General features: G+C 72.1%; 18 protein-coding genes. 14 read left to right on the top strand and 4 right to left on the bottom strand.

What is annotated here, in order from left to right; all coding sequences use genetic code 11:
• The first annotated feature begins 68 nt into the window (after positions 1-68).
• The 7 genes from aroA (at position 69) to OG393_RS07520 (ending at position 8,623) form a co-directional block, all read left to right on the top strand.
• Positions 69-1,307: a 3-phosphoshikimate 1-carboxyvinyltransferase gene (gene aroA / locus OG393_RS07550; protein WP_327373860.1), complete on the top strand. Its 1,239-nt coding sequence runs from the start codon at positions 69-71 to the stop codon at positions 1,305-1,307.
• 173 nt (positions 1,308-1,480) lie between these two features.
• Complete coding sequence (gene dxr / locus OG393_RS07545) at positions 1,481-2,740, top strand: 1-deoxy-D-xylulose-5-phosphate reductoisomerase (protein WP_327373859.1); 1,260 nt, start codon at positions 1,481-1,483, stop codon at positions 2,738-2,740.
• Positions 2,737-4,041 carry a M50 family metallopeptidase gene (locus tag OG393_RS07540; protein WP_327373858.1) on the top strand — a complete coding sequence of 435 codons (1,305 nt, stop codon included), beginning with the start codon at positions 2,737-2,739 and terminating at the stop codon, positions 4,039-4,041. The genes dxr and OG393_RS07540 overlap by 4 nt, the downstream gene beginning before the upstream one ends.
• A gap of 103 nt (positions 4,042-4,144) precedes the next feature.
• Entirely contained in the window at positions 4,145-5,302 is a 1,158-nt protein-coding gene (gene ispG / locus OG393_RS07535) for a flavodoxin-dependent (E)-4-hydroxy-3-methylbut-2-enyl-diphosphate synthase (RefSeq protein ID WP_327373857.1), read from the top strand.
• Positions 5,303-5,451: 149 nt separating this feature from the next.
• Positions 5,452-6,297, top strand: coding sequence for a GNAT family N-acetyltransferase (locus OG393_RS07530; RefSeq protein WP_327373856.1), 846 nt, complete (start codon positions 5,452-5,454; stop codon positions 6,295-6,297).
• A gap of 20 nt (positions 6,298-6,317) precedes the next feature.
• Positions 6,318-6,860, top strand: coding sequence for a GNAT family N-acetyltransferase (locus tag OG393_RS07525; protein WP_327373855.1), 543 nt, complete (start codon positions 6,318-6,320; stop codon positions 6,858-6,860).
• Positions 6,861-6,928: 68 nt separating this feature from the next.
• Entirely contained in the window at positions 6,929-8,623 is a 1,695-nt protein-coding gene (locus OG393_RS07520; protein WP_327373854.1) for a proline--tRNA ligase, read from the top strand.
• Between the two features lie 75 nt (positions 8,624-8,698).
• On the opposite strand, the gene OG393_RS07515 is transcribed toward OG393_RS07520, so the two are convergent.
• From OG393_RS07515 to OG393_RS07500, 4 genes are all read right to left on the bottom strand, one after another.
• Positions 8,699-9,679 carry a slipin family protein gene (locus tag OG393_RS07515; RefSeq protein WP_327378342.1) on the bottom strand — a complete coding sequence of 327 codons (981 nt, stop codon included), beginning with the start codon at positions 9,677-9,679 and terminating at the stop codon, positions 8,699-8,701.
• A gap of 114 nt (positions 9,680-9,793) precedes the next feature.
• Positions 9,794-10,693 carry an aminoglycoside phosphotransferase family protein gene (locus OG393_RS07510; RefSeq protein ID WP_327373853.1) on the bottom strand — a complete coding sequence of 300 codons (900 nt, stop codon included), beginning with the start codon at positions 10,691-10,693 and terminating at the stop codon, positions 9,794-9,796.
• 51 nt (positions 10,694-10,744) lie between these two features.
• Positions 10,745-11,173 (bottom strand): ferritin-like domain-containing protein, encoded by a 429-nt coding sequence (locus tag OG393_RS07505; RefSeq protein ID WP_327373852.1) that lies wholly within the window; start codon positions 11,171-11,173, stop codon positions 10,745-10,747.
• Complete coding sequence (locus tag OG393_RS07500) at positions 11,170-11,778, bottom strand: hypothetical protein (RefSeq protein ID WP_327373851.1); 609 nt, start codon at positions 11,776-11,778, stop codon at positions 11,170-11,172. Before OG393_RS07500 ends, OG393_RS07505 begins: the two co-directional genes overlap by 4 nt.
• A 152-nt stretch (positions 11,779-11,930) precedes the next feature.
• On the opposite strand from OG393_RS07500, the gene rimP reads away from it, so the two are divergent.
• From rimP to truB, 7 genes are all read left to right on the top strand, one after another.
• Positions 11,931-12,437 (top strand): ribosome maturation factor RimP, encoded by a 507-nt coding sequence (gene rimP / locus OG393_RS07495; protein ID WP_327373850.1) that lies wholly within the window; start codon positions 11,931-11,933, stop codon positions 12,435-12,437.
• Positions 12,438-12,439: 2 nt separating this feature from the next.
• Entirely contained in the window at positions 12,440-13,456 is a 1,017-nt protein-coding gene (gene nusA, locus OG393_RS07490; RefSeq protein WP_327373849.1) for a transcription termination factor NusA, read from the top strand.
• Between the two features lie 120 nt (positions 13,457-13,576).
• A complete protein-coding gene (locus OG393_RS07485) occupies positions 13,577-13,858 on the top strand; it encodes a YlxR family protein (RefSeq protein WP_327378341.1) in 282 nt (93 codons plus the stop codon).
• A gap of 147 nt (positions 13,859-14,005) precedes the next feature.
• The gene (infB, locus tag OG393_RS07480) at positions 14,006-17,068 is read left to right on the top strand and encodes a translation initiation factor IF-2 (RefSeq protein WP_327373847.1); all 3,063 of its coding nucleotides are present in this window, start codon (positions 14,006-14,008) and stop codon (positions 17,066-17,068) included.
• A 138-nt stretch (positions 17,069-17,206) separates the two neighbouring features.
• Positions 17,207-17,500 carry a DUF503 domain-containing protein gene (locus OG393_RS07475; protein ID WP_327373846.1) on the top strand — a complete coding sequence of 98 codons (294 nt, stop codon included), beginning with the start codon at positions 17,207-17,209 and terminating at the stop codon, positions 17,498-17,500.
• A gap of 58 nt (positions 17,501-17,558) precedes the next feature.
• Complete coding sequence (gene rbfA / locus OG393_RS07470; protein ID WP_327373845.1) at positions 17,559-18,014, top strand: 30S ribosome-binding factor RbfA; 456 nt, start codon at positions 17,559-17,561, stop codon at positions 18,012-18,014.
• On the top strand, positions 18,011-18,937 hold the full coding sequence (gene truB, locus OG393_RS07465) for a tRNA pseudouridine(55) synthase TruB (protein WP_327373844.1): 927 nt from the start codon (positions 18,011-18,013) through the stop codon (positions 18,935-18,937). Before rbfA ends, truB begins: the two co-directional genes overlap by 4 nt.
• Positions 18,938-18,942 lie beyond the last annotated feature (5 nt).

Here is an 18,942-nt window from a genome sequence, read left to right as displayed (position 1 = left end):
CGGGCCGGGTCCTGTCCGAACGGCGGACTTCGCCCCCGAGACGCCCCCGCGCACGGCACCATGGTGCCGTGACCGTCATCGACATCCCCGGCTCCAAGTCCGTCACCGCCCGCGCGCTCTTCCTCGCCGCGGCGGCGCACGGGACGACCACCCTCCTCAAGCCCCTCGTCTCGGACGACACCGAGGGCTTCGCCGAGGGGCTGAGTGCCCTCGGCTACGAGGTCCGCCGGGAAGCGGGGGCCTGGCACATCGAAGGCCGCCCCGAAGGACCCGGAGCGGAGGACGCGGACGTGTACTGCCGCGACGGCGCCACCACCGCCCGTTTCCTGCCCACCCTCGCCGCCGCGGGCCACGGCACCTTCCGCTTCGACGCCTCCGCGCAGATGCGCCGCCGCCCGCTCGGGCCCCTCACCACCGCGCTGCGCACCCTCGGTGTGGACCTGCGCCATCCGCTGGCCGAGGGCCACCACCCCGTCACGGTCCACGCCGACGGCATCAAGGGCGGCGCGCTCACCCTGGACGCGGGCCAGTCCTCCCAGTACCTCACCGCGCTTCTCATGCTCGGCCCGCTCACCGCCGAGGGCCTCGACATCACCGTCACCGACCTCGTCTCGGAGCCGTACGTCGAGATCACCCTCGCCATGATGCGAGCCTTCGGCGCCGAGGTGACCCGCGAGGACCGCACCTACCGTGTCGCCCCCACCGGCTACCGCGCCACCACCTACGCCATCGAGCCGGACGCCTCCACCTCCAGCTACTTCTTCGCCGCCGCAGCCCTCGAAGCCGGCCGTGCCGTCACCGTCCCCGGCCTCGGCACCGGCGCGCTCCAGGGCGACCTCGGCTTCGTCGACGTCCTGCGCCGGATGGGCGCGGAGGTGGACGTGACCGCGTCCGGCACCACCGTCCGGGGCACCGGCACCCTGCGCGGCCTCACCGTCAACATGCGCGACATCTCCGACACCATGCCGACGCTGGCCGCGATCGCGCCCTTCGCCGACGGACCGGTCCGCATCGAGGACGTCGCCAACACCCGCGTCAAGGAGTGCGACCGTCTCGACGCCTGCGCGGAGAACCTGCGCCGGATGGGTGTCGACGTCGCCACCGGGCCCGACTGGATCGAGATCTGGCCCGGCACCCCCGACGGAGCGGGCGTCGAGATCGCCACCCACGGTGACCACCGGATCGTGATGTCCTTCGCGGTCACCGGGCTGCGCGCGCCCGGCGTCACCTTCGACGACCCGGGCTGTGTGCGCAAGACCTTCCCCGAGTTCCACCGCGTGTTCGAGGAGTTCCGCGGCGGCGTCTGACCGGGCCCGCCCGAGCCGGTGCGCGGGACGCCGACAAGCCCCGCCGGCCGACACGGGGAGCGCGCGCGACTCTCCCGGCGCGGGGTCCCGAGGGACCGCGCCGGGAAGGTCGCGTACGGTCCGGGGCGGACGCGCTGTCGGACCGTCCGGCCTTTGGGGCAAGAATGGGGGGCATGAGCGACCGCCCCTCTCCTCTCGCCGACCCGCACATCGCCTTCGATCCAGCCGAAGGCCGCCGGGACATCGTCGTCCTCGGCTCCACCGGGTCCATCGGCACGCAGGCCATCGACCTGGTCCTGCGCAACCCCGACCGCTTCCGCGTCACCGCCCTCGCCGCCTCCGGCGGGCGGGTCGGCCTGCTCGCCGAGCAGGCGCACCGGCTGAGGGTCGCCCGGGTCGCCGTCGCCCGCGAAGACGTGGTGCCGGAGCTCCGCGAGGCGCTCGCGGGGCGGTACGGCTCCGAGCCGCTCCCCGAGATCCTCGCCGGGCCCGACGCGGCCACCGCTCTCGCCGCCTCGCCGTGCCACACGGTGCTCAACGGCATCACCGGCTCCATCGGCCTCGCACCGACCCTCGCCGCGCTCGAGGCCGGCCGCACGCTCGCCCTCGCCAACAAGGAGTCGCTGATCGTCGGCGGCCCGCTGGTGAAGGCGGTGGCCAGGCCCGGCCAGATCATCCCCGTCGACTCCGAGCACGCCGCCCTCTTCCAGGCACTGGCGGCCGGCACCCGGGCCGATGTCCGCAAGCTGGTGGTCACGGCCTCCGGTGGCCCCTTCCGCGGCCGTACGCGCGCGGAGCTGGCGCACGTCACCCGTGAGGACGCGCTCGCGCACCCGACCTGGGCCATGGGACCGGTCATCACGGTCAACAGCGCCACGCTGGTCAACAAGGGCCTGGAGGTCATCGAGGCACACCTCCTCTACGACATCCCCTTCGAGCGGATCGAGGTCGTCGTCCACCCCCAGTCGTACGTCCACTCGATGGTCGAGTTCACGGACGGCTCCACGCTCGCCCAGGCCACCCCGCCGGACATGCGCGGGCCGATCGCCGTCGGCATCGGCTGGCCCGAGCGCGTCCCGGACGCGGCGCCCGCCTTCGACTGGTCCCGAGCCTCCACCTGGGAGTTCTTCCCGCTCGACACGGAGGCATTCCCGTCGGTCGGACTCGCCCGGCACGTCGGCGGACTCGGCGGCACCGCACCGGCCGTCTTCAACGCCGCGAACGAGGAGTGCGTCGCCGCGTTTCTCGCCGGACGGCTGCCCTTCACCGGAATCATGGATACGGTCACGGCAGTCGTCACCGAACACGGCACCCCCGCCCGGGGAACCTCCCTGACGGTGTCCGACGTCCTCGAAGCGGAGACCTGGGCCCGCGCCCGGGCCCGCGAACTGGCACCACTCGCAGCGAAGGCGACCGCGGAGGCGCGCGCATGACCGTACTCCTGTACATCCTCGGCATCGCGCTGTTCGCGCTGGGACTGCTCGTCTCCATCGCGTGGCACGAACTCGGCCACCTGTCCACGGCCAAGCTGTTCGGCATCCGCGTGCCGCAGTACATGGTCGGATTCGGCCCCACCCTCTGGTCGAGGAGGCGGGGCGAGACCGAGTACGGCATCAAGGCCATCCCGGCCGGCGGCTACATCCGCATGATCGGGATGTTCCCGCCCGGCGACGACGGCCGGATCGAGGCCCGCTCCACCTCGCCCTGGCGGTCCATGATCGAGGACGCCCGCGAGGCGTCGTTCGAGGAGCTCCAGCCCGGCGACGAGGACCGGCTCTTCTACACGCGCAAGCCGTGGAAGCGCGTGATCGTCATGTTCGCCGGACCCTTCATGAACCTGGTCCTGGCGGCGGCGCTCTTCTTCGGCTCGATGATGACCCTGGGCATCGAGGGCCAGACGACGAAGGTCGCCGGCGTCCAGAAGTGCGTCATCGACCAGAGCGAGAAGCGCGACAGCTGCCGGTCCGGAGACCCGGAGTCCCCGGCCCACCAGGCGGGACTCGCGCAGGGCGACCGGATCGTCGCCTTCGACGGAACCCCGGTGGACGACTGGAACACGCTCTCCGACCGGATCCGCGACACCATCGGCCCCGCCACCGTCACCGTGGAGCGGGACGGCCGACGCCTCGACCTGAACGCGAACCTCGTCGCCAACGAGGTCCTCAAGAAGGACGAGGACGGCCGGGTCGTCCAGCCCGTGCAGTACGTGAAGGCCGGCTACCTCGGCTTCGCCTCCCAGACGGAGGTCGCGCCCCTCACCTTCGGCGAGACCACCGACCGGATGACCGACCTGATGGCGAACGGCGTCCACTCGGTCCTCGCCCTGCCCGGCAAGATCCCCGGTCTCTGGAACGCCACCTTCGGCGACGGCGAACGGGCCGCGGACTCCCCGGTCGGCGTCTTCGGCGCCGCCCGGCTCACCGGAGAGCTCATGACCGTCGAGGCCCCGCCGGAGCGGATCCTCGTGATGTTCATGAACGTACTGGTCATGTTCAACGTCTCGCTGTTCCTCTTCAACATGCTCCCGCTGCTGCCGCTCGACGGCGGCCACATCGCGGGCGCCCTGTGGGAGTCCGTACGCCGCCAGGCCGCCCGGATCTTCAAGCGCCCCGACCCGGGGCCGTTCGACGTGGCCAAGCTGATGCCGGCCGCCTACGTGGTGGCGGGTGTCTTCGTCTGCTTCACCCTGCTCGTCCTCGCCGCCGACATCGTCAACCCGGTGAAGCTGACCTGACCCGTGAAGGGCCGGACACCGCCGGTGTCCGGCCCCTTCCCCCGAGGGCGGTAACCTCGGAGACCCGAGCCCGCCGACGCACAACCTCGAGGTTGCACTTCAGATGACCGCGATTTCTCTCGGTATCCCGACCGTTCCGACCCGGCTCGCCGAGCGGCGCAAGAGCCGCCAGATCCAGGTCGGCACCGTCGCCGTCGGCGGTGACGCACCCGTCTCGGTGCAGTCGATGACGACGACCCGTACCTCCGACATCGGCGCCACGCTGCAGCAGATCGCCGAGCTGACCGCCTCGGGCTGCCAGATCGTCCGGGTGGCGTGCCCCACGCAGGACGACGCGGACGCCCTCGCGGTGATCGCGAAGAAGTCCCAGATCCCGGTCATCGCGGACATCCACTTCCAGCCGAAGTACGTGTTCGCGGCCATCGACGCCGGCTGCGCGGCGGTCCGGGTCAACCCGGGCAACATCAAGCAGTTCGACGACAAGGTCAAGGAGATCGCCAAGGCGGCCTCCGAGGCCGGCACCCCGATCCGGATCGGCGTCAACGCCGGTTCGCTCGACGCCCGCCTGCTCAAGAAGTACGGCAAGGCCACCCCCGAGGCGCTCGTCGAGTCCGCCCTGTGGGAGGCGTCCCTCTTCGAGGAGCACGGCTTCCGCGACATCAAGATCTCGGTCAAGCACAACGACCCGGTCGTGATGGTCAACGCCTACCGTCAGCTCGCCGCCCAGTGCGACTACCCGCTGCACCTCGGCGTCACCGAGGCCGGCCCGGCGTTCCAGGGCACGATCAAGTCGGCCGTCGCCTTCGGCGCACTGCTCGCCGAGGGCATCGGCGACACCATCCGCGTCTCCCTGTCGGCCCCGCCGGCCGAGGAGATCAAGGTCGGCATCCAGATCCTGGAGTCGCTGAACCTCCGCCAGCGCCGCCTGGAGATCGTCTCCTGCCCGTCCTGCGGCCGTGCCCAGGTCGACGTGTACAAGCTCGCCGAAGAGGTCACCGCGGGCCTGGACGGCATGGAGGTCCCGCTGCGGGTCGCGGTCATGGGCTGCGTCGTCAACGGTCCGGGCGAGGCCCGCGAAGCCGACCTCGGAGTCGCCTCCGGCAACGGCAAGGGCCAGATCTTCGTGAAGGGCGAGGTCATCAAGACCGTCCCGGAGTCGAAGATCGTCGAGACCCTGATCGAAGAGGCGATGAAGATCGCCGAGCAGATGGAGAAGGACGGTGTGACCAGCGGCGAGCCCACCGTCGCCGTCGCGGGCTGACCACGCGGAAACCACCCCGGGCCCCTGCCCGTCCCCGGACGGCAGGGGCTCCGGCGTTCCCCTGGCGAGGTTCGTCCGCCCGCCCGACACCCGCGCGACCGGCCGGGTACAGTGCGGAGAATCAGCAGACCGTACGGTGAGGCCCCCTCGTGTTGACGCAGACCACCACCCGGGTCCTCGAACCCGCCGACCTCGACGCCGCGCTCGCCGTCCTGGAGAGCGCCCCCGTCGAGAACGCCTTCGTCACCGCCCGTGTCAAGGCCGCCGGGCTCGACCCCTGGCGCCTCGGCGGCGAGATGTGGGGCTGGTACGCCGACGGCCGGCTGCGCTCGCTGTGCTACTCCGGCGCCAACCTGGTCCCGCTCTGCGCCACCCCGGAGGCCGTCCGGGCCTTCGCCGACCGGGCCCGCCGCGCCGGACGGCGCTGCTCCTCCATCGTCGGCCCCGCCGAACCCACCGCCCGGCTCTGGCGCCTCCTGGAGCCCGGCTGGGGCCCCGCCCGCGACGTCCGCGCCCACCAGCCGCTGATGGTCGCCGACGCCCCCTCCGCCGAGATCGAACCCGACCCCCTGGTCCGTCGCGTCGGCAGGCACGAGATGGACGTGATCATGCCCGCCTGCGTGTCGATGTTCACCGAGGAGGTCGGCGTCTCCCCGATGTCCGGCGACGGCGGACTGCTCTACCAGGCCCGGGTCGCCGAGCTCGTCGGCACCGGCCGCTCCTTCGCCCGCATCGAGGACGGCAGGGTCGTCTTCAAGGCCGAGATCGGGGCCGCCACCTCCCGGGCCTGCCAGATCCAGGGCGTCTGGGTCGCTCCCGAACACCGCGGCAAGGGCCTGTCCGAGACCGGTATGGCCGCTGTGCTCCGCCTCGCCCTCGCCGACGTCGCCCCCCTGGTCAGCCTGTACGTCAACGACTACAACGCCCCCGCCAGGGCCGCCTACCGCCGCGTCGGCTTCCGCGAGGTCGGCGCCTTCATGAGCGTGCTCTTCTGATCCACTTGTAAGGTGCGCGCATGGATGACGACGTCATGATCGGACCGGTCGATCTCGCCGCACGCGTGGACGACGCCCTCACCGTCCAGGCCGTCGCCTTCGGGCTCAGCGAGGACGAGATCGTCGTACGCCGGCACATCGTCCTCCGCCACCTGCTCAGCCCAGGCGCCAGGGCCTACGGCGCCACCACCCGCGGCGGCCGCCTCGTCGGCTTCGTCTACGGAATGCCCAACGACCGCGCCCACTGGTGGTCCTCCATCGTCGAGCCCTACCTGCGCGCCACGGGCACCGCGGACTGGCTCGACGACTCCTTCGTCATCACCGAACTCCACGTCCACCCCGGCTTCCAGGGCCGGGGCGTGGGCCGCGCCCTGATCACCACCCTCACCGACGGCGCCCTCCAGCCCCGCTCGATCCTCTCCGCCATCGACACCGAGAGCCCGGCCCGCGGCCTCTACCGGTCCCTCGGCTACACCGACCTCGCCCGGCAGGTCCACTTCCCGAGCGCGCCCCGTCCCTACGCCGTGATGGGCGCGCCGCTGCCGCTTCCGCGCCGGAACTGATTTCACCCACCCGGGGCCACCCGGCTAACCTCCTAGCCATCACACTTTTCACCGCAGGAGAGTTCCCCATGGCCCAGGTCCAGCGCATGTCCCGGTTGATGGTCAAGACACTGCGCGACGACCCGGCGGACGCCGAGACGCTCAGCCACAAACTGCTCGTCCGCGCCGGCTACGTCCGCCGCAACGCCGCGGGCATCTGGTCCTGGCTGCCGCTCGGCAAGAAGGTGCTGGAGAACGTCAGCCGTGTCGTCCGCGAGGAGATGGACGAGATCGGCGGCCAGGAGGTCCTGCTGCCCGCCCTGCTGCCGAAGGAGCCCTACGAGGCGTCCGGCCGCTGGGAGGAGTACGGCGCCGAGCTGTTCCGCCTCCAGGACCGCAAGGGCGGCGACTACCTCCTGGGCCCCACCCACGAGGAGATCTTCACCCAGCTCGTCAAGGACCAGTGCACGTCCTACAAGGACCTGCCGGTCATCCTGTACCAGATCCAGACGAAGTACCGCGACGAGGCACGCCCGCGCTCGGGCATCCTGCGCGGCCGTGAGTTCCAGATGAAGGACTCCTACTCCTTCGACACCACTGACGAGGGGCTGGCCGAGGCATACGCCCTGCACCGCCAGGCGTACGTCCGGATCTTCGAGCGACTCGGCCTGGAGCACAAGATCGTCTCCGCGATCTCCGGTGCCATGGGCGGCTCGGCCTCCGAGGAGTTCCTCGCCCCGGCCGCGGCCGGGGAGGACACCTTCGTGTACTGCCCGAACTGCGCCTACGCCGCGAACACCGAGGCCGTCACCTTCTCCGCCGAGGCCGCGGACGGCTCCGCGCACGCCCCGGTCGAGGTGCTGGACACCCCTGACACCCCGACCATCGAGACGCTCGCCGCGCACCTCGGTGTCCAGGCGTCCGAGACGCTGAAGAACCTGCTGGTCAAGGTCGACGGAGAGATCGTCGGCATCGGCGTCCCGGGCGACCGCGAGGTGGACCTCGGCAAGCTGGAGGACCACCTGGCCCCGGCCGTCGTCGAGCTCGTCACCGCCGAGGACTTCGTCGGCCGTCCCGACCTGGTCAAGGGCTACGTCGGCCCCCAGGGACTGGAGAAGGTCCGCTTCATCGCCGACCCGCGCATCGCCCCCGGCACCGCCTGGATCACCGGTGCCAACCAGGAGGGAAGGCACGCCCGCAACGTCGTCGCCGGCCGTGACTTCGAGGTCGACGACTACCTCGACGTCGTCGTGGTCGAAGAGGGCGACCCGTGCCCCGCCTGCGGCACCGGCCTGAAGATGGACCGCGCGATCGAGATCGGCCACATCTTCCAGCTCGGCCGCAAGTACGCCGACGCCTTCCAGCTCGACGTGCTGGGCCAGAACGGCAAGCCTGTCCGCGTGACCATGGGCTCGTACGGCATCGGCGTCTCGCGCGCCGTCGCGGCCCTCGCCGAGCAGCACGCCGACGACAAGGGCCTGTGCTGGCCGGCCGAGGTCGCCCCGGCCGACGTCCACGTCGTCGCGGCCGGCAAGGCGCTCCAGACCGAGCTGGCGCTGGAGGTCTCCGAGAAGCTGAAGGCCGCCGGTCTGCGCGTCCTGGTCGACGACCGTGCGGGCGTCTCCCCGGGTGTGAAGTTCACCGACGCCGAACTCATCGGCGTCCCGAAGATCCTCGTCGCCGGCCGCCGCTCGGCCGAGGGCGTCGTCGAGCTCAAGGACCGCCGCACCGGCGAGCGCGAGGAGCTGACCGTCGACGAGGCGATCGCGCGCCTGAGCGCCTGACGGACCGGACACCGCAGGGCGGTGCGGACGGGGCGACGGCCCCGTCCGCACCGCCCTGCGTCCGTGCGGTCCGCGTCAGCCCTCCGGCGGCGCCGGGTCGACCGGCGCGCCCGCCAGATCCTCGACCCGGGTGACGTGCGCCGCGCCGTCGGCGCCCACGACGTCCGGGCCGCCCCCGGGCCGCGCGGTCAGGCTGCTGCCTCCGCCGGAGCCCAGGGCGTCCGCGAGCCCCTCCGGGGGCGACGCGGGGGCCACACCCGGCAGGGGCTCCTGTACGGGCCCCGCGGCGGGCTGGCTCTGCGAGGCGCGTTCCAGGAAGCGCAGCAGCTCCACCGGGAACGGCAGCACCAGCGTCGAGTTCTTCTCGGCCGCCACCGCCACCACCGTCTGCAGCAGCCGCAGCTGCAGCGCCGCCGGCTGGTCCGACATCACCGCCGCCGCCTCCGCGAGCTTCTTCGATGCCTGCAGCTCCGCGTCCGCGTTGATCACCCGGGCGCGGCGCTCACGGTCCGCCTCCGCCTGCCGGGCCATCGAACGTTTCATCGTCTCCGGCAGCGAAACGTCCTTGATCTCGACGCGGTCGATGGCGACGCCCCAGCCCATGGCGGGACTGTCCAGCATCAGTTCGAGGCCCTGGTTGAGCTTCTCGCGGTTGGACAGCAGGTCGTCCAGATCGCTCTTGCCGATGATGGACCGCAGCGAGGTCTGTGCCATCTGGGAGACCGCGAACCGGTAGTCCTCCACGCGGACGAGCGCGTCCGCCGCGTCGACCACCTTGAAGTACACCACCGCGTCCACCCGCACGGTCACGTTGTCCCGGGTGATGCCCTCCTGGGCCGGCACCGGCAGCGTGACGATCTGGAGGTTCACCTTGTGCAGGCGGTCGACCACCGGGACGATCATGGTCAGGCCGGGGGTCCGCACCGTGTCCGCGAGCCGCCCGAGACGGAACACGACGCCTCGTTCGTACTGCTTCACCACACGCAGCGCCGCGGCCGTGTACACCGCCGCCGTGGCGGCCACCACCGCTGCCACCGTCAACAGCACTTCGATCATCACGACCCCCTGACGGGCGTCCGATTCGAGCATTACATCCAGGTTATTCCCCTGTGGAGGGCCCCGGAAAGCGCCCTCGCCACCCGGACTCCGGGCCCGGCCGAACCGCCCCGGTCACAGCCAGCCGGCGAACTCCAGCAGCAACTCGGCGTCCTGCCTCCGCCCCGCCGTCAGGGCCCGGGTGCCCGACTCGACCGCCCGGAACAGGGTCCAGCCCCGCAGCCGCTCGCGGTCCACCTCCAGCGAGTCCGCCAGCCGGTTCACCCGCCGACGGGCCGCCGAGGCCCCCGCCGAGGCCGCCACCAGGTCCTCGACCCGGTCCCTCGCCAGGCGCGCCAGGTCGTAGGCGCGCTCACCGACCAGGGGTTCGGGGCCGACGGCCAGCCAGGGCGCCCGGTCACCCGCCAGGACCTTGCCCTGCCGGAAGCAACCGTGCAGCAGCAGGGTCTCGGGGGAGTGGGCGACCAGTGCGGCGCGCGTCTCCAGCGCCGTTTCCGTCAGGGCGCCGGCCGCTGGATCGGCGCGGTGCGGCTCCATGGCCGTGGCCTGCGCGGACGTACGGTCGGCGACCGTCTCGAAGCCGTGCTCCGCGGGCGGCTCGACCCAGAGCCGCCGCACGATCCCGGCTGCCTCCAGCAGCGCCTTCGCCTCGGGAAGGGAGCGCAGGGACACCTCCGGGTGCAGCCGTTCGAGTACGAGTGAGCCGTCGTCGGCCGTGTCGAGCAGCCGGACGGCGCCCCAGCCGTCCCAGTGCGCCAGCGCCCGGGCCTCGGCGTCCGGCCGGGCGGCGGAGGGCGCGATCTTCAGCGCCGCGGGGGTGCCGTCCGGCCGCCGGACGAGCAGCACCAGGCTGCCCCGTCCGCCGGGGGCCACCGTCCGCTCGACCTCCGTGGCGGAGTGCTCCACCGCGCTGTGGGCGAGTCCGGGGAGTCTCCCGAGCCACTCGGCCGCGACGGCCTCCCCGTACGTCTCGCCCAGCGCCCGCACGAGTCGCTGCGGCGGTTCGAAAGCCATGCGTGCGTTGTTCCTTCGCAGTTCGGAGAAGTCCGGTCGGGGCCGAGCGGCTCAGACCCGCTCGGCGAGCCCAGGAAAGGTTACGTCGCTGCCGCGCCAGCGGACGGCCCGGACCGCGGCCTCGCCGAGCGCCGCCGCCGCGTCCCGTCGCAGCGGTCCCGTCGAGGCCCGCACGAGATCGGCGTACGCCCCGGCGACACCGTCCTCCAGAGCGGTCGCGAGCCGGACCGCGGCGTCGGCGTCGGGCACCGGGAACGGCAGGGCGTAGCCGGCCGCCGCGGCGACCGGCTCGCCGCCCAGGTCCCGTACGGTCCGCCGCAACACGTCCCGGCGGGCCCGGTGGCCGGTGTGGGCCGCGGTGGCCTCCGGCCGCCGTCCGAGGCCGATCCGGCCGCCGACGACACCGTATCCGTAGACCGCCGCGTGTTCCGCGGCGAGCGCGGCCTGGGCGGCGGCGAGCGCGGTGTCCTGGTCGCTCACGGCCGGCCTCCCTCGGTCAGCAGATAGACGTGCGCCGCGCCGGCCGCCGCCACCGAGGCGAGCAGCCGGGCGTACTCGGGCGGGGCGTCGAGCAGGGCGGCCGTGTGCGCCTCTGCGGTCCGCCGTATGTCCGCGGCGAGCTCGCGCAGGGCCGCGGCCGGGTCGGTGGGCACGGGGGGCGGTGCCGGTGACGCGGTGACCGGCGGGGTGGCCGTGGCGGGCGTGGGGGCGCCCGTCGGTCCGGTGGTCACCGGCCCGGTGGCGCCGGACGCGGCGGGCACGGGGGAGGGGCCGGCCGGACCGGCACCCGCGGCGGGCACCCCCTCGGCCAGCGCCCGCGCGTGGGCCGCGGCCGATGTCCGCAGCGGCGTCAGCCGGGCGGCGAGCGAAGGGTGCGCGGCGAGCACCCGGTCGTACCGTTCCAGCAGGGCCCGCCCGGCCGTCGCCGACCGCCGCCGCAGCTCCGCTTCGGCGCGTGCCGCGCGTTCCGTCGCGGTGAGCGGCTTCGGGCCGGCGTCCCGGGCCGGCGCGGCGGTGCAGCCGCCGAGCGCCGCCGCCCCGGCCAGCAGCAGCGCACGCCTGCCCACCGTCCCCGTGCGCCCCACGTTCACTCCTCCGGCCTCGATCGAAGATCACCGCAGGCGAGCGTACCCGTGGGCCCCGGGAGCGTGGACGGCAACACCCCCTGGGACCGGATACCCTTTGGTCTGACACGCGACGAACCCACAACAGCACACGCGGCCGAGGAGTCACCCGGATGAGCACCACCCAGAGCGACAGGCTGCGCGGACTCCTGGAGCCGCTCGTCCACGCGAAGGACCTCGATCTCGAGGAGATCGAAGTGTCCCGGGCCGGTCGCCGGGGACTGCTGAGGGTCATCGTCGACAGCGACGAGGGCGTGGAGCTGGACGCCTGTGCCGAGCTGAGCCGCGCCATCTCCGAGAAGCTCGACGAGACGGACGCGATGGGCGAGGGCGAGTACGTCCTGGAAGTCAGCTCACCCGGCGCCGACCGCCCCCTGACGCAGACCCGCCACTACGTGCGCGCCACCGGCCGTCTGGTCAAGCTGAGGCTGACGGACGCCGCCGGCGGTGGCGAGGTCGTCGCGCGGATCCTGACCGTGGACGACGACGGCCTCGACCTCGAGGTGCCCGGTGTGAAGGGGCGCAAGCCCACCGCCCGGCGCGTGGAGTTCGCCGAGATCGCCAAGGCGCGTGTCGAGATCGAGTTCAACCGCAAGGACAAGAAGGAAGAGGAGGCGTAGCCGTGGACATCGACGTGAAGCTCCTGAAGGGCTTGGCACAAGAGAAGGAGATCTCCTTCGACCTGCTGGTCGAGGCGATCGAGTCGGCCCTCCTCATCGCCTACCACCGCACCCCCTCCGCCCGGCGCCACGCACGCGTGGAGCTGGACCGGCACACCGGCCACGTGACCGTGTGGGCCAAGGAGGACCCGGCCGAGCTGGAGGAGGGCCAGGAGCCGAAGGACTTCGACGACACGCCGTCGGACTTCGGCCGGATCGCGGCGAGCACCGCCCGCCAGGTCATCCAGCAGCGGCTGCGGGACGCCGAGCACGACGTCACCTTCGGCGAGTACGCGCGCCGTGAGGGCGATGTCGTCGCCGGCCAGGTGCAGCAGGGCAAGGACCCGAAGAACGTCCTGGTGAAGCTGGACGACAAGCTCGAGGCCATCCTTCCGGTGCAGGAGCAGGTGCCGGGCGAGGACTACACGCACGGTCTGCGGCTGCGGACGTACGTCGTCCGGGTCGCCAAGGGCGTCCGCGGCCCGTCCGTCACCCTGTCGCGCACCCATCCCAATCTGGTGAAGAAGCTCTTCGCGCTGGAGGTCCCCGAGATCGCCGACGGTTCGGTCGAGATCGCGGCGATCGCGCGTGAGGCCGGTCACCGCACCAAGATCGCCGTCCGGGCCACCCGTTCGGGTCTGAACGCCAAGGGCGCCTGCATCGGCCCGATGGGCGGCCGGGTCCGCAACGTCATGGCGGAGCTGCTCGGCGAGAAGATCGACATCGTCGACTGGTCGGACGACCCGGCGGAGATGGTGGCCAACGCGCTGTCCCCGGCCCGGGTGTCCAAGGTCGAGGTCGTCGACCTCGCCGCCCGTTCGGCCCGGGTGACCGTGCCCGACTACCAGCTCTCCCTCGCCATCGGCAAGGAGGGCCAGAACGCCCGGCTGGCCGCCCGGCTCACCGGCTGGCGCATCGACATCCGGCCCGACACGGAGCAGCCGGGGGCCGAGCGGCCCGACCGTCGCGACCGGGACTGACGTCCTTCCGAGGGAACAGATCGCGCCGAGGTGACGTTGTGCCACGGTGAGATCACGACAAACAGCCGTTCGATCTTTCCCCCCAACGGGTTGGGTCGTTACGGGGAGGTAGACTTGAACGTGTCTGGCCGGACGCCTGCCCGCTCATGCCCTGAGCGAACCTGTGTGGGATGCCGGGAGCGAGCGGCCAAGAGCGATCTGCTGCGCATCGTGGCGGTCGAGGGTGAATGTGTCCCCGACCAGCGCGGTACGCTGCCCGGCCGGGGTGCTTACGTGCACCCCGCCTCGGTCTGTCTCGACCTGGCGGTCCGCCGCAAGGCGTTCTCCAGGGCCTTCAAGGTCCGGGAACCGCTCGAGTCGGCGTCGGTCCGACGGTTCGTGGAGCAGGCGGCACCACTGTAGGAAGAAGTACGGCACGGAACACCGTGCGGTCAGGTACCTCGCGAGTTGGAAGTAGGTCGAGATTGCGATGAGCACTCGATGAGTACGCGATGAGTACGCCCATGAAGTAGCGACGGTCCGGCGGTAACCGGACCTAAAAGGAGCGAAGTGGCTAAGGTCCGGGTATACGAACTCGCCAAGGAGTTCGGTGTGGAGAGCAAGGTCGTCATGGCCAAGCTCCAAGAACTCGGTGAATTCGTCCGTTCGGCGTCCTCGACGATCGAGGCGCCGGTCGTGCGCAAGTTGACTGATGCACTGCAGGGGCCCGGCGGCAACGCCGGCAAGTCCGCTGCCAAGCCGGGCGCGCCTCGTAAGGCCGCCCCCTCGAAGCCCGCGGCGCCGTCTCCGGCCGCCGCGGCACGTCCCGCTGCCCCGAAGCCCGGTGCCCCGGCCCCGAAGCCGGCCCCCGCCGCGCCTTCGGCTCCGGTCACCCCGGCGAGCAGCGCCCCTTCCCCGGCTCCGGCCGCCTCGGGCCCCCGCCCGGGCCCGAAGCCCGCGCCCAAGCCGGCCACCCCGGCCCCGGCCGCCCCCGAGTTCACGGCGGCTCCGGCCGCCGGTCCGCGTCCGGGGCAGCAGGGCCAGCGTCCGCAGGGTGGTCAGGGCGCTCCGCGTCCCGGCCAGCAGGCTCCCCGTCCGGGGCAGCAGGGCCAGCGTCCGCAGGGTGGTCAGGGCGCTCCGCGTCCCGGTGGCCGTCCGTCCGGTCCCCGTCCGGGCAACAACCCGTTCACCTCGGGTGGCTCCACCGGCATGGCGCGCCCGCAGTCGCCCCGTCCGGGTGGCGGCGCCCCGCGTCCCGGCGGCCCCGGTGCCGCTCCGGGTGCCCCGCGTCCGCAGGGTGGCCCCGGTGGCGCCCCGCGCCCGCAGGGCCAGGGCGGCGCGCGTCCCACCCCCGGTGGCATGCCGCGTCCGCAGGCCCCCCGTCCGGGCGGCGCGCCCGGCGGTAACCGTCCGAACCCGGGCATGATGCCGCAGCGTCCCGCTGCCGGCCCGCGTCCCGGCCCCGGCGGTCGTGGTCCCGGCGGCGGCCCCGGTGGTCGTCCCGGTGGCGGCGGCGGTGGTCGTCCCGGTGGCGGCGGCTTCGCCGGCCGTCCGGCCGGTCCTGGTGGCGGTGGCGGCGGCTTCGCCGGCCGTCCCGGTGGTCCCGGTGGTGGCGGCGGCGGTCGTCCCGGTGGTCCCGGCGGCGGCTTCGGTGGTCGTCCCGGCGGCTTCGGTGGTCGTCCCGGCGGCCCGGGTGGCCGTGGTGGCACGCAGGGCGCCTTCGGTCGTCCCGGCGGTCCCGCGCGTCGTGGTCGCAAGTCGAAGCGGCAGAGGCGCCAGGAGTACGAGGCCATGCAGGCCCCGTCGGTCGGCGGTGTGATGCTGCCCCGCGGCGGCGGCGAGACCATTCGCCTGTCGCGCGGTGCCTCCCTCACCGACTTCGCCGAGAAGATCGGCGCCAACCCGGCGTCGCTCGTCGCGGTGATGATGAACCTCGGCGAGATGGTCACGGCGACGCAGTCCGTCTCCGACGACACCCTGCAGATGCTCGGCGACGAGATGAACTACACCGTTCAGATCGTGAGTCCCGAGGAGGAGGACCGCGAGCTGCTCGAGTCCTTCGACATCGAGTTCGGCGAGGACGAGGGCGGCGAAGAGGCCCTGGTCTCCCGCCCGCCGGTCGTCACCGTCATGGGTCACGTCGACCACGGAAAGACCCGGCTGCTCGACGCCATCCGCAAGACCAACGTCGTCGCGGGCGAGGCCGGCGGCATCACCCAGCACATCGGTGCCTACCAGGTGGGTACCGAGGTCAACGGTGAAGAGCGTCGCATCACCTTCATCGACACCCCGGGTCACGAGGCGTTCACCGCCATGCGTGCCCGTGGTGCGAAGTCGACCGACATCGCGATCCTCGTGGTCGCGGCCAACGACGGCGTGATGCCGCAGACGATCGAGGCGCTCAACCACGCCAAGGCCGCCGGCGTCCCGATCGTCGTCGCGGTCAACAAGATCGACGTCGAGGGCGCGGACCCGACCAAGGTCCGCGGTCAGCTGACCGAGTTCGGTCTGGTGGCCGAGGAGTACGGCGGCGACACGATGTTCGTCGACATCTCCGCCAAGCAGGGTCTGCACATCGACTCTCTGCTGGAGGCCGTGGTCCTCACCGCGGACGCCTCGCTCGACCTGCGGGCCAACCCGGACCAGGACGCGCAGGGCATCGCGATCGAGTCCCACCTCGACCGCGGTCGTGGTGCCGTCTCGACCGTCCTGGTCCAGCGCGGAACGCTGCGCATCGGCGACACCGTGGTGGTCGGCGACGCCTACGGCCGCGTCCGGGCCATGCTCGACGACAAGGGCAACAACGTCGAGGAGGCGACCCCGTCGACTCCCGTCCTGGTCCTGGGTCTCACCAACGTCCCGGGTGCCGGCGACAACCTGCTGGTCGTCGACGAGGACCGTACGGCCCGTCAGATCGCCGAGAAGCGCGCGGCGCGGGAGCGTAACGCCGCCTTCGCCAAGCGCGTCCGCCGGGTGTCCCTCGAGGACCTCGACAAGGTGCTCAAGGCCGGTCTGGTCCAGGAACTCAACCTCATCATCAAGGGCGACGCGTCCGGTGCGGTCGAGGCTCTCGAGTCCTCGCTGCTCCAGCTCGACGTCGGTGAAGAGGTCGACATCCGGGTCCTGCACCGTGGTGTGGGTGCGGTCACCGAGTCCGACATCGACCTGGCGATGGGCTCCGACGCCATCGTCATCGGCTACAACGTCCGTGCGGCCGGCCGTGCCGCGCAGATGGCGGAGCGCGAGGGTGTCGACGTCCGGTACTACTCGGTGATCTACCAGGCCATCGAGGAGATCGAGGCGGCGCTCAAGGGCCTCCTCAAGCCGGAGTACGAAGAGGTCGAGCTCGGTACGGCGGAGATCCGCGAGGTCTTCCGCTCGTCCAAGCTGGGCAACATCGCGGGTGTCCTCATCCGCTCCGGCGAGGTCAAGCGCAACACCAAGGCGCGCCTCATCCGCGACGGCAAGGTCATCGCGGAGGACCTCACCATCCACGGTCTGCGCCGCTTCAAGGACGACGTCACCGAGATTCGTGAAGGCTTCGAGGGCGGTATCAACCTCGGAAACTACAACGACATCAAGATCGACGACGTCATCGCGACGTACGAGATGCGCGAGAAGCCGCGCGCCTGATCGCAGTGAGCCGGGGCCGGTCGGCGGAAACTATTCCGTCGATCGGCCCCGGCCGTTGCGTGTACGGTCGGTTTCGAAGCCTCTGCCGAGTCGTCGGCGGGGCCACTGAACCCGAACCGGCGGGACATCCGGGCACACATGTATGTGGGGACGCTGTCCTTCGATCTGCTCCTCGGTGACGTACGTTCGCTGAAGGAGAAGCGCTCCGTCGTCAAGCCGATCGTCGCCGAACTCCAGCGGAAGTTCGGGCTGAGCGTGGCGGAGGTCGGCGATCAGAACCTCCACCGACGGGCCCGGATCGGCGTCGCGATGGTCTCGGGGGACCCCGGGCACCTCAGCGGCGTACTCGACCGGTGCGAGCGCCTGGTCGCCGCCCGGCCGGAGGTGGAACTGCTGTCGGTTCGACGCGGGCTCCACAACGACGAAGACTGAATCAGAGCGTCAAGAGACGTACGAGTCGTACGAGAAGTACGAAAGAGGAGAAGGACCAGTGGCCGACAACGCGCGGGCGAAGAAGCTGGCGGACCTCATCCGGGAGGTGGTCGCCGAGAAGCTGCAGCGCGGCATCAAGGACCCGCGCCTGGGCACGCACGTGACCATCACGGACACCCGCGTCACCGGCGACCTGCGGGAGGCCACGGTCTTCTACACGGTCTACGGGGACGACGAGGAGCGGGCCAGCGCCGCGGCCGGCCTGGAGAGCGCCAAGGGCATCCTGCGCTCCGCCGTCGGTGCCGCCGCCGGGACGAAGTTCACGCCGACGCTGACCTTCGTCGCGGACGCCCTTCCGGAGACCGCCAAGACCATCGAGGACCTGCTCGACAAGGCGCGGGCCTCGGACGCCAGGGTGCGGGAGGCGTCCTCCGGCGCCGCCTACGCGGGCGGGGCGGACCCGTACCGCAAGCCGGGCGAGGACGAGGACGAGGACGGCACGACCGCCGAATGAGCAAGCAGAACGAGACCCCCCCGGCCTCCGCCGGGAGGGGCCCCCTGTCCGGCCTCGTCATCGTCGACAAGCCGTCGGGCTTCACCTCGCACGACGTCGTGGCCAAGATGCGCGGGATCGCCAGGACCCGTCGTGTCGGCCACGCCGGCACCCTCGACCCCATGGCGACGGGCGTCCTCGTGCTCGGTGTGGAACGGGCGACCAAGCTGCTCGGTCACCTGGCGCTGACCGAGAAGGAGTACCTCGGCACGATCCGGCTCGGCCAGAGCACCGTCACCGACGACGCCGAGGGTGAGATCACCGCCTCCGCGGACGCCTCCGGGGTGACCCGCGAGGGCATCGACGCCGGCGTGGCCGAGCTGACCGGCGCCCTCATGCAGGTGCCGTCGAAGGTCTCCGCCATCAAGATCGACGGCAAGCGCTCGTACGCGCGCGTCCGCGGCGGCGAGGACTTCGAGATCCCGGCCCGGCCGGTCACCGTCTCCTCGTTCCGTGTGTACGACGTCCGGGAGGCCGTCGCCGAGGACGGTACGCCCGTCGTCGACCTCGTCGTCTCGGTGGTCTGCTCCTCCGGGACGTACATCCGGGCCCTCGCCCGCGACCTCGGCGCCGGACTCGGTGTGGGCGGTCACCTGACCGCGCTGCGCCGGACCCGGGTCGGTCCGTACGGACTGGACGCGGCGAAGACCCTGGAGCGGCTCCAGGAGGAGCTCACGGTCATGCCGGTCGCCGACGCCGCCGCGGCGGCGTTCCCCCGCTGGGACGTCGACGAGAGGCGGGCCCGGCTGTTGCTGAACGGCGTCCGCCTGGAGATGCCGGCCTACCCGGCGGGTCCGGTGGCCGTCTTCGGTCCCGACGGTCGGCTGCTCGCCCTGGTCGAGGACCAGAAGGGCAAGGCCAGGAGCCTGGCCGTCTTCGGCTGAGAGCC

The sequence above is a fragment of the Streptomyces sp. NBC_01216 genome, assembly GCF_035994945.1.
Taxonomy (GTDB): Bacteria; Actinomycetota; Actinomycetes; order Streptomycetales; family Streptomycetaceae; genus Streptomyces.
Note: the sequence above shows the minus strand (reverse complement) of the source record. Positions and strands in the feature narration are given on the sequence as shown.

What these genes read in the sequence shown, in the direction of transcription:
- dxr (WP_327373859.1), top strand. Translation starts at nt 1,481, where the DNA reads ATGAGCGACCGCCCCTCTCCTCTCGCCGACCCGCACATCGCCTTCGAT.
- OG393_RS07540 (WP_327373858.1), top strand. Translation starts at nt 2,737, where the DNA reads ATGACCGTACTCCTGTACATCCTCGGCATCGCGCTGTTCGCGCTGGGA.
- ispG (WP_327373857.1), top strand. Translation starts at nt 4,145, where the DNA reads ATGACCGCGATTTCTCTCGGTATCCCGACCGTTCCGACCCGGCTCGCC.
- OG393_RS07525 (WP_327373855.1), top strand. Translation starts at nt 6,318, where the DNA reads ATGGATGACGACGTCATGATCGGACCGGTCGATCTCGCCGCACGCGTG.
- OG393_RS07520 (WP_327373854.1), top strand. Translation starts at nt 6,929, where the DNA reads ATGGCCCAGGTCCAGCGCATGTCCCGGTTGATGGTCAAGACACTGCGC.
- OG393_RS07515 (WP_327378342.1), bottom strand. Translation starts at nt 9,679, where the DNA reads ATGATCGAAGTGCTGTTGACGGTGGCAGCGGTGGTGGCCGCCACGGCG.
- OG393_RS07510 (WP_327373853.1), bottom strand. Translation starts at nt 10,693, where the DNA reads ATGGCTTTCGAACCGCCGCAGCGACTCGTGCGGGCGCTGGGCGAGACG.
- rimP (WP_327373850.1), top strand. Translation starts at nt 11,931, where the DNA reads ATGAGCACCACCCAGAGCGACAGGCTGCGCGGACTCCTGGAGCCGCTC.
- OG393_RS07475 (WP_327373846.1), top strand. Translation starts at nt 17,207, where the DNA reads ATGTATGTGGGGACGCTGTCCTTCGATCTGCTCCTCGGTGACGTACGT.
- truB (WP_327373844.1), top strand. Translation starts at nt 18,011, where the DNA reads ATGAGCAAGCAGAACGAGACCCCCCCGGCCTCCGCCGGGAGGGGCCCC.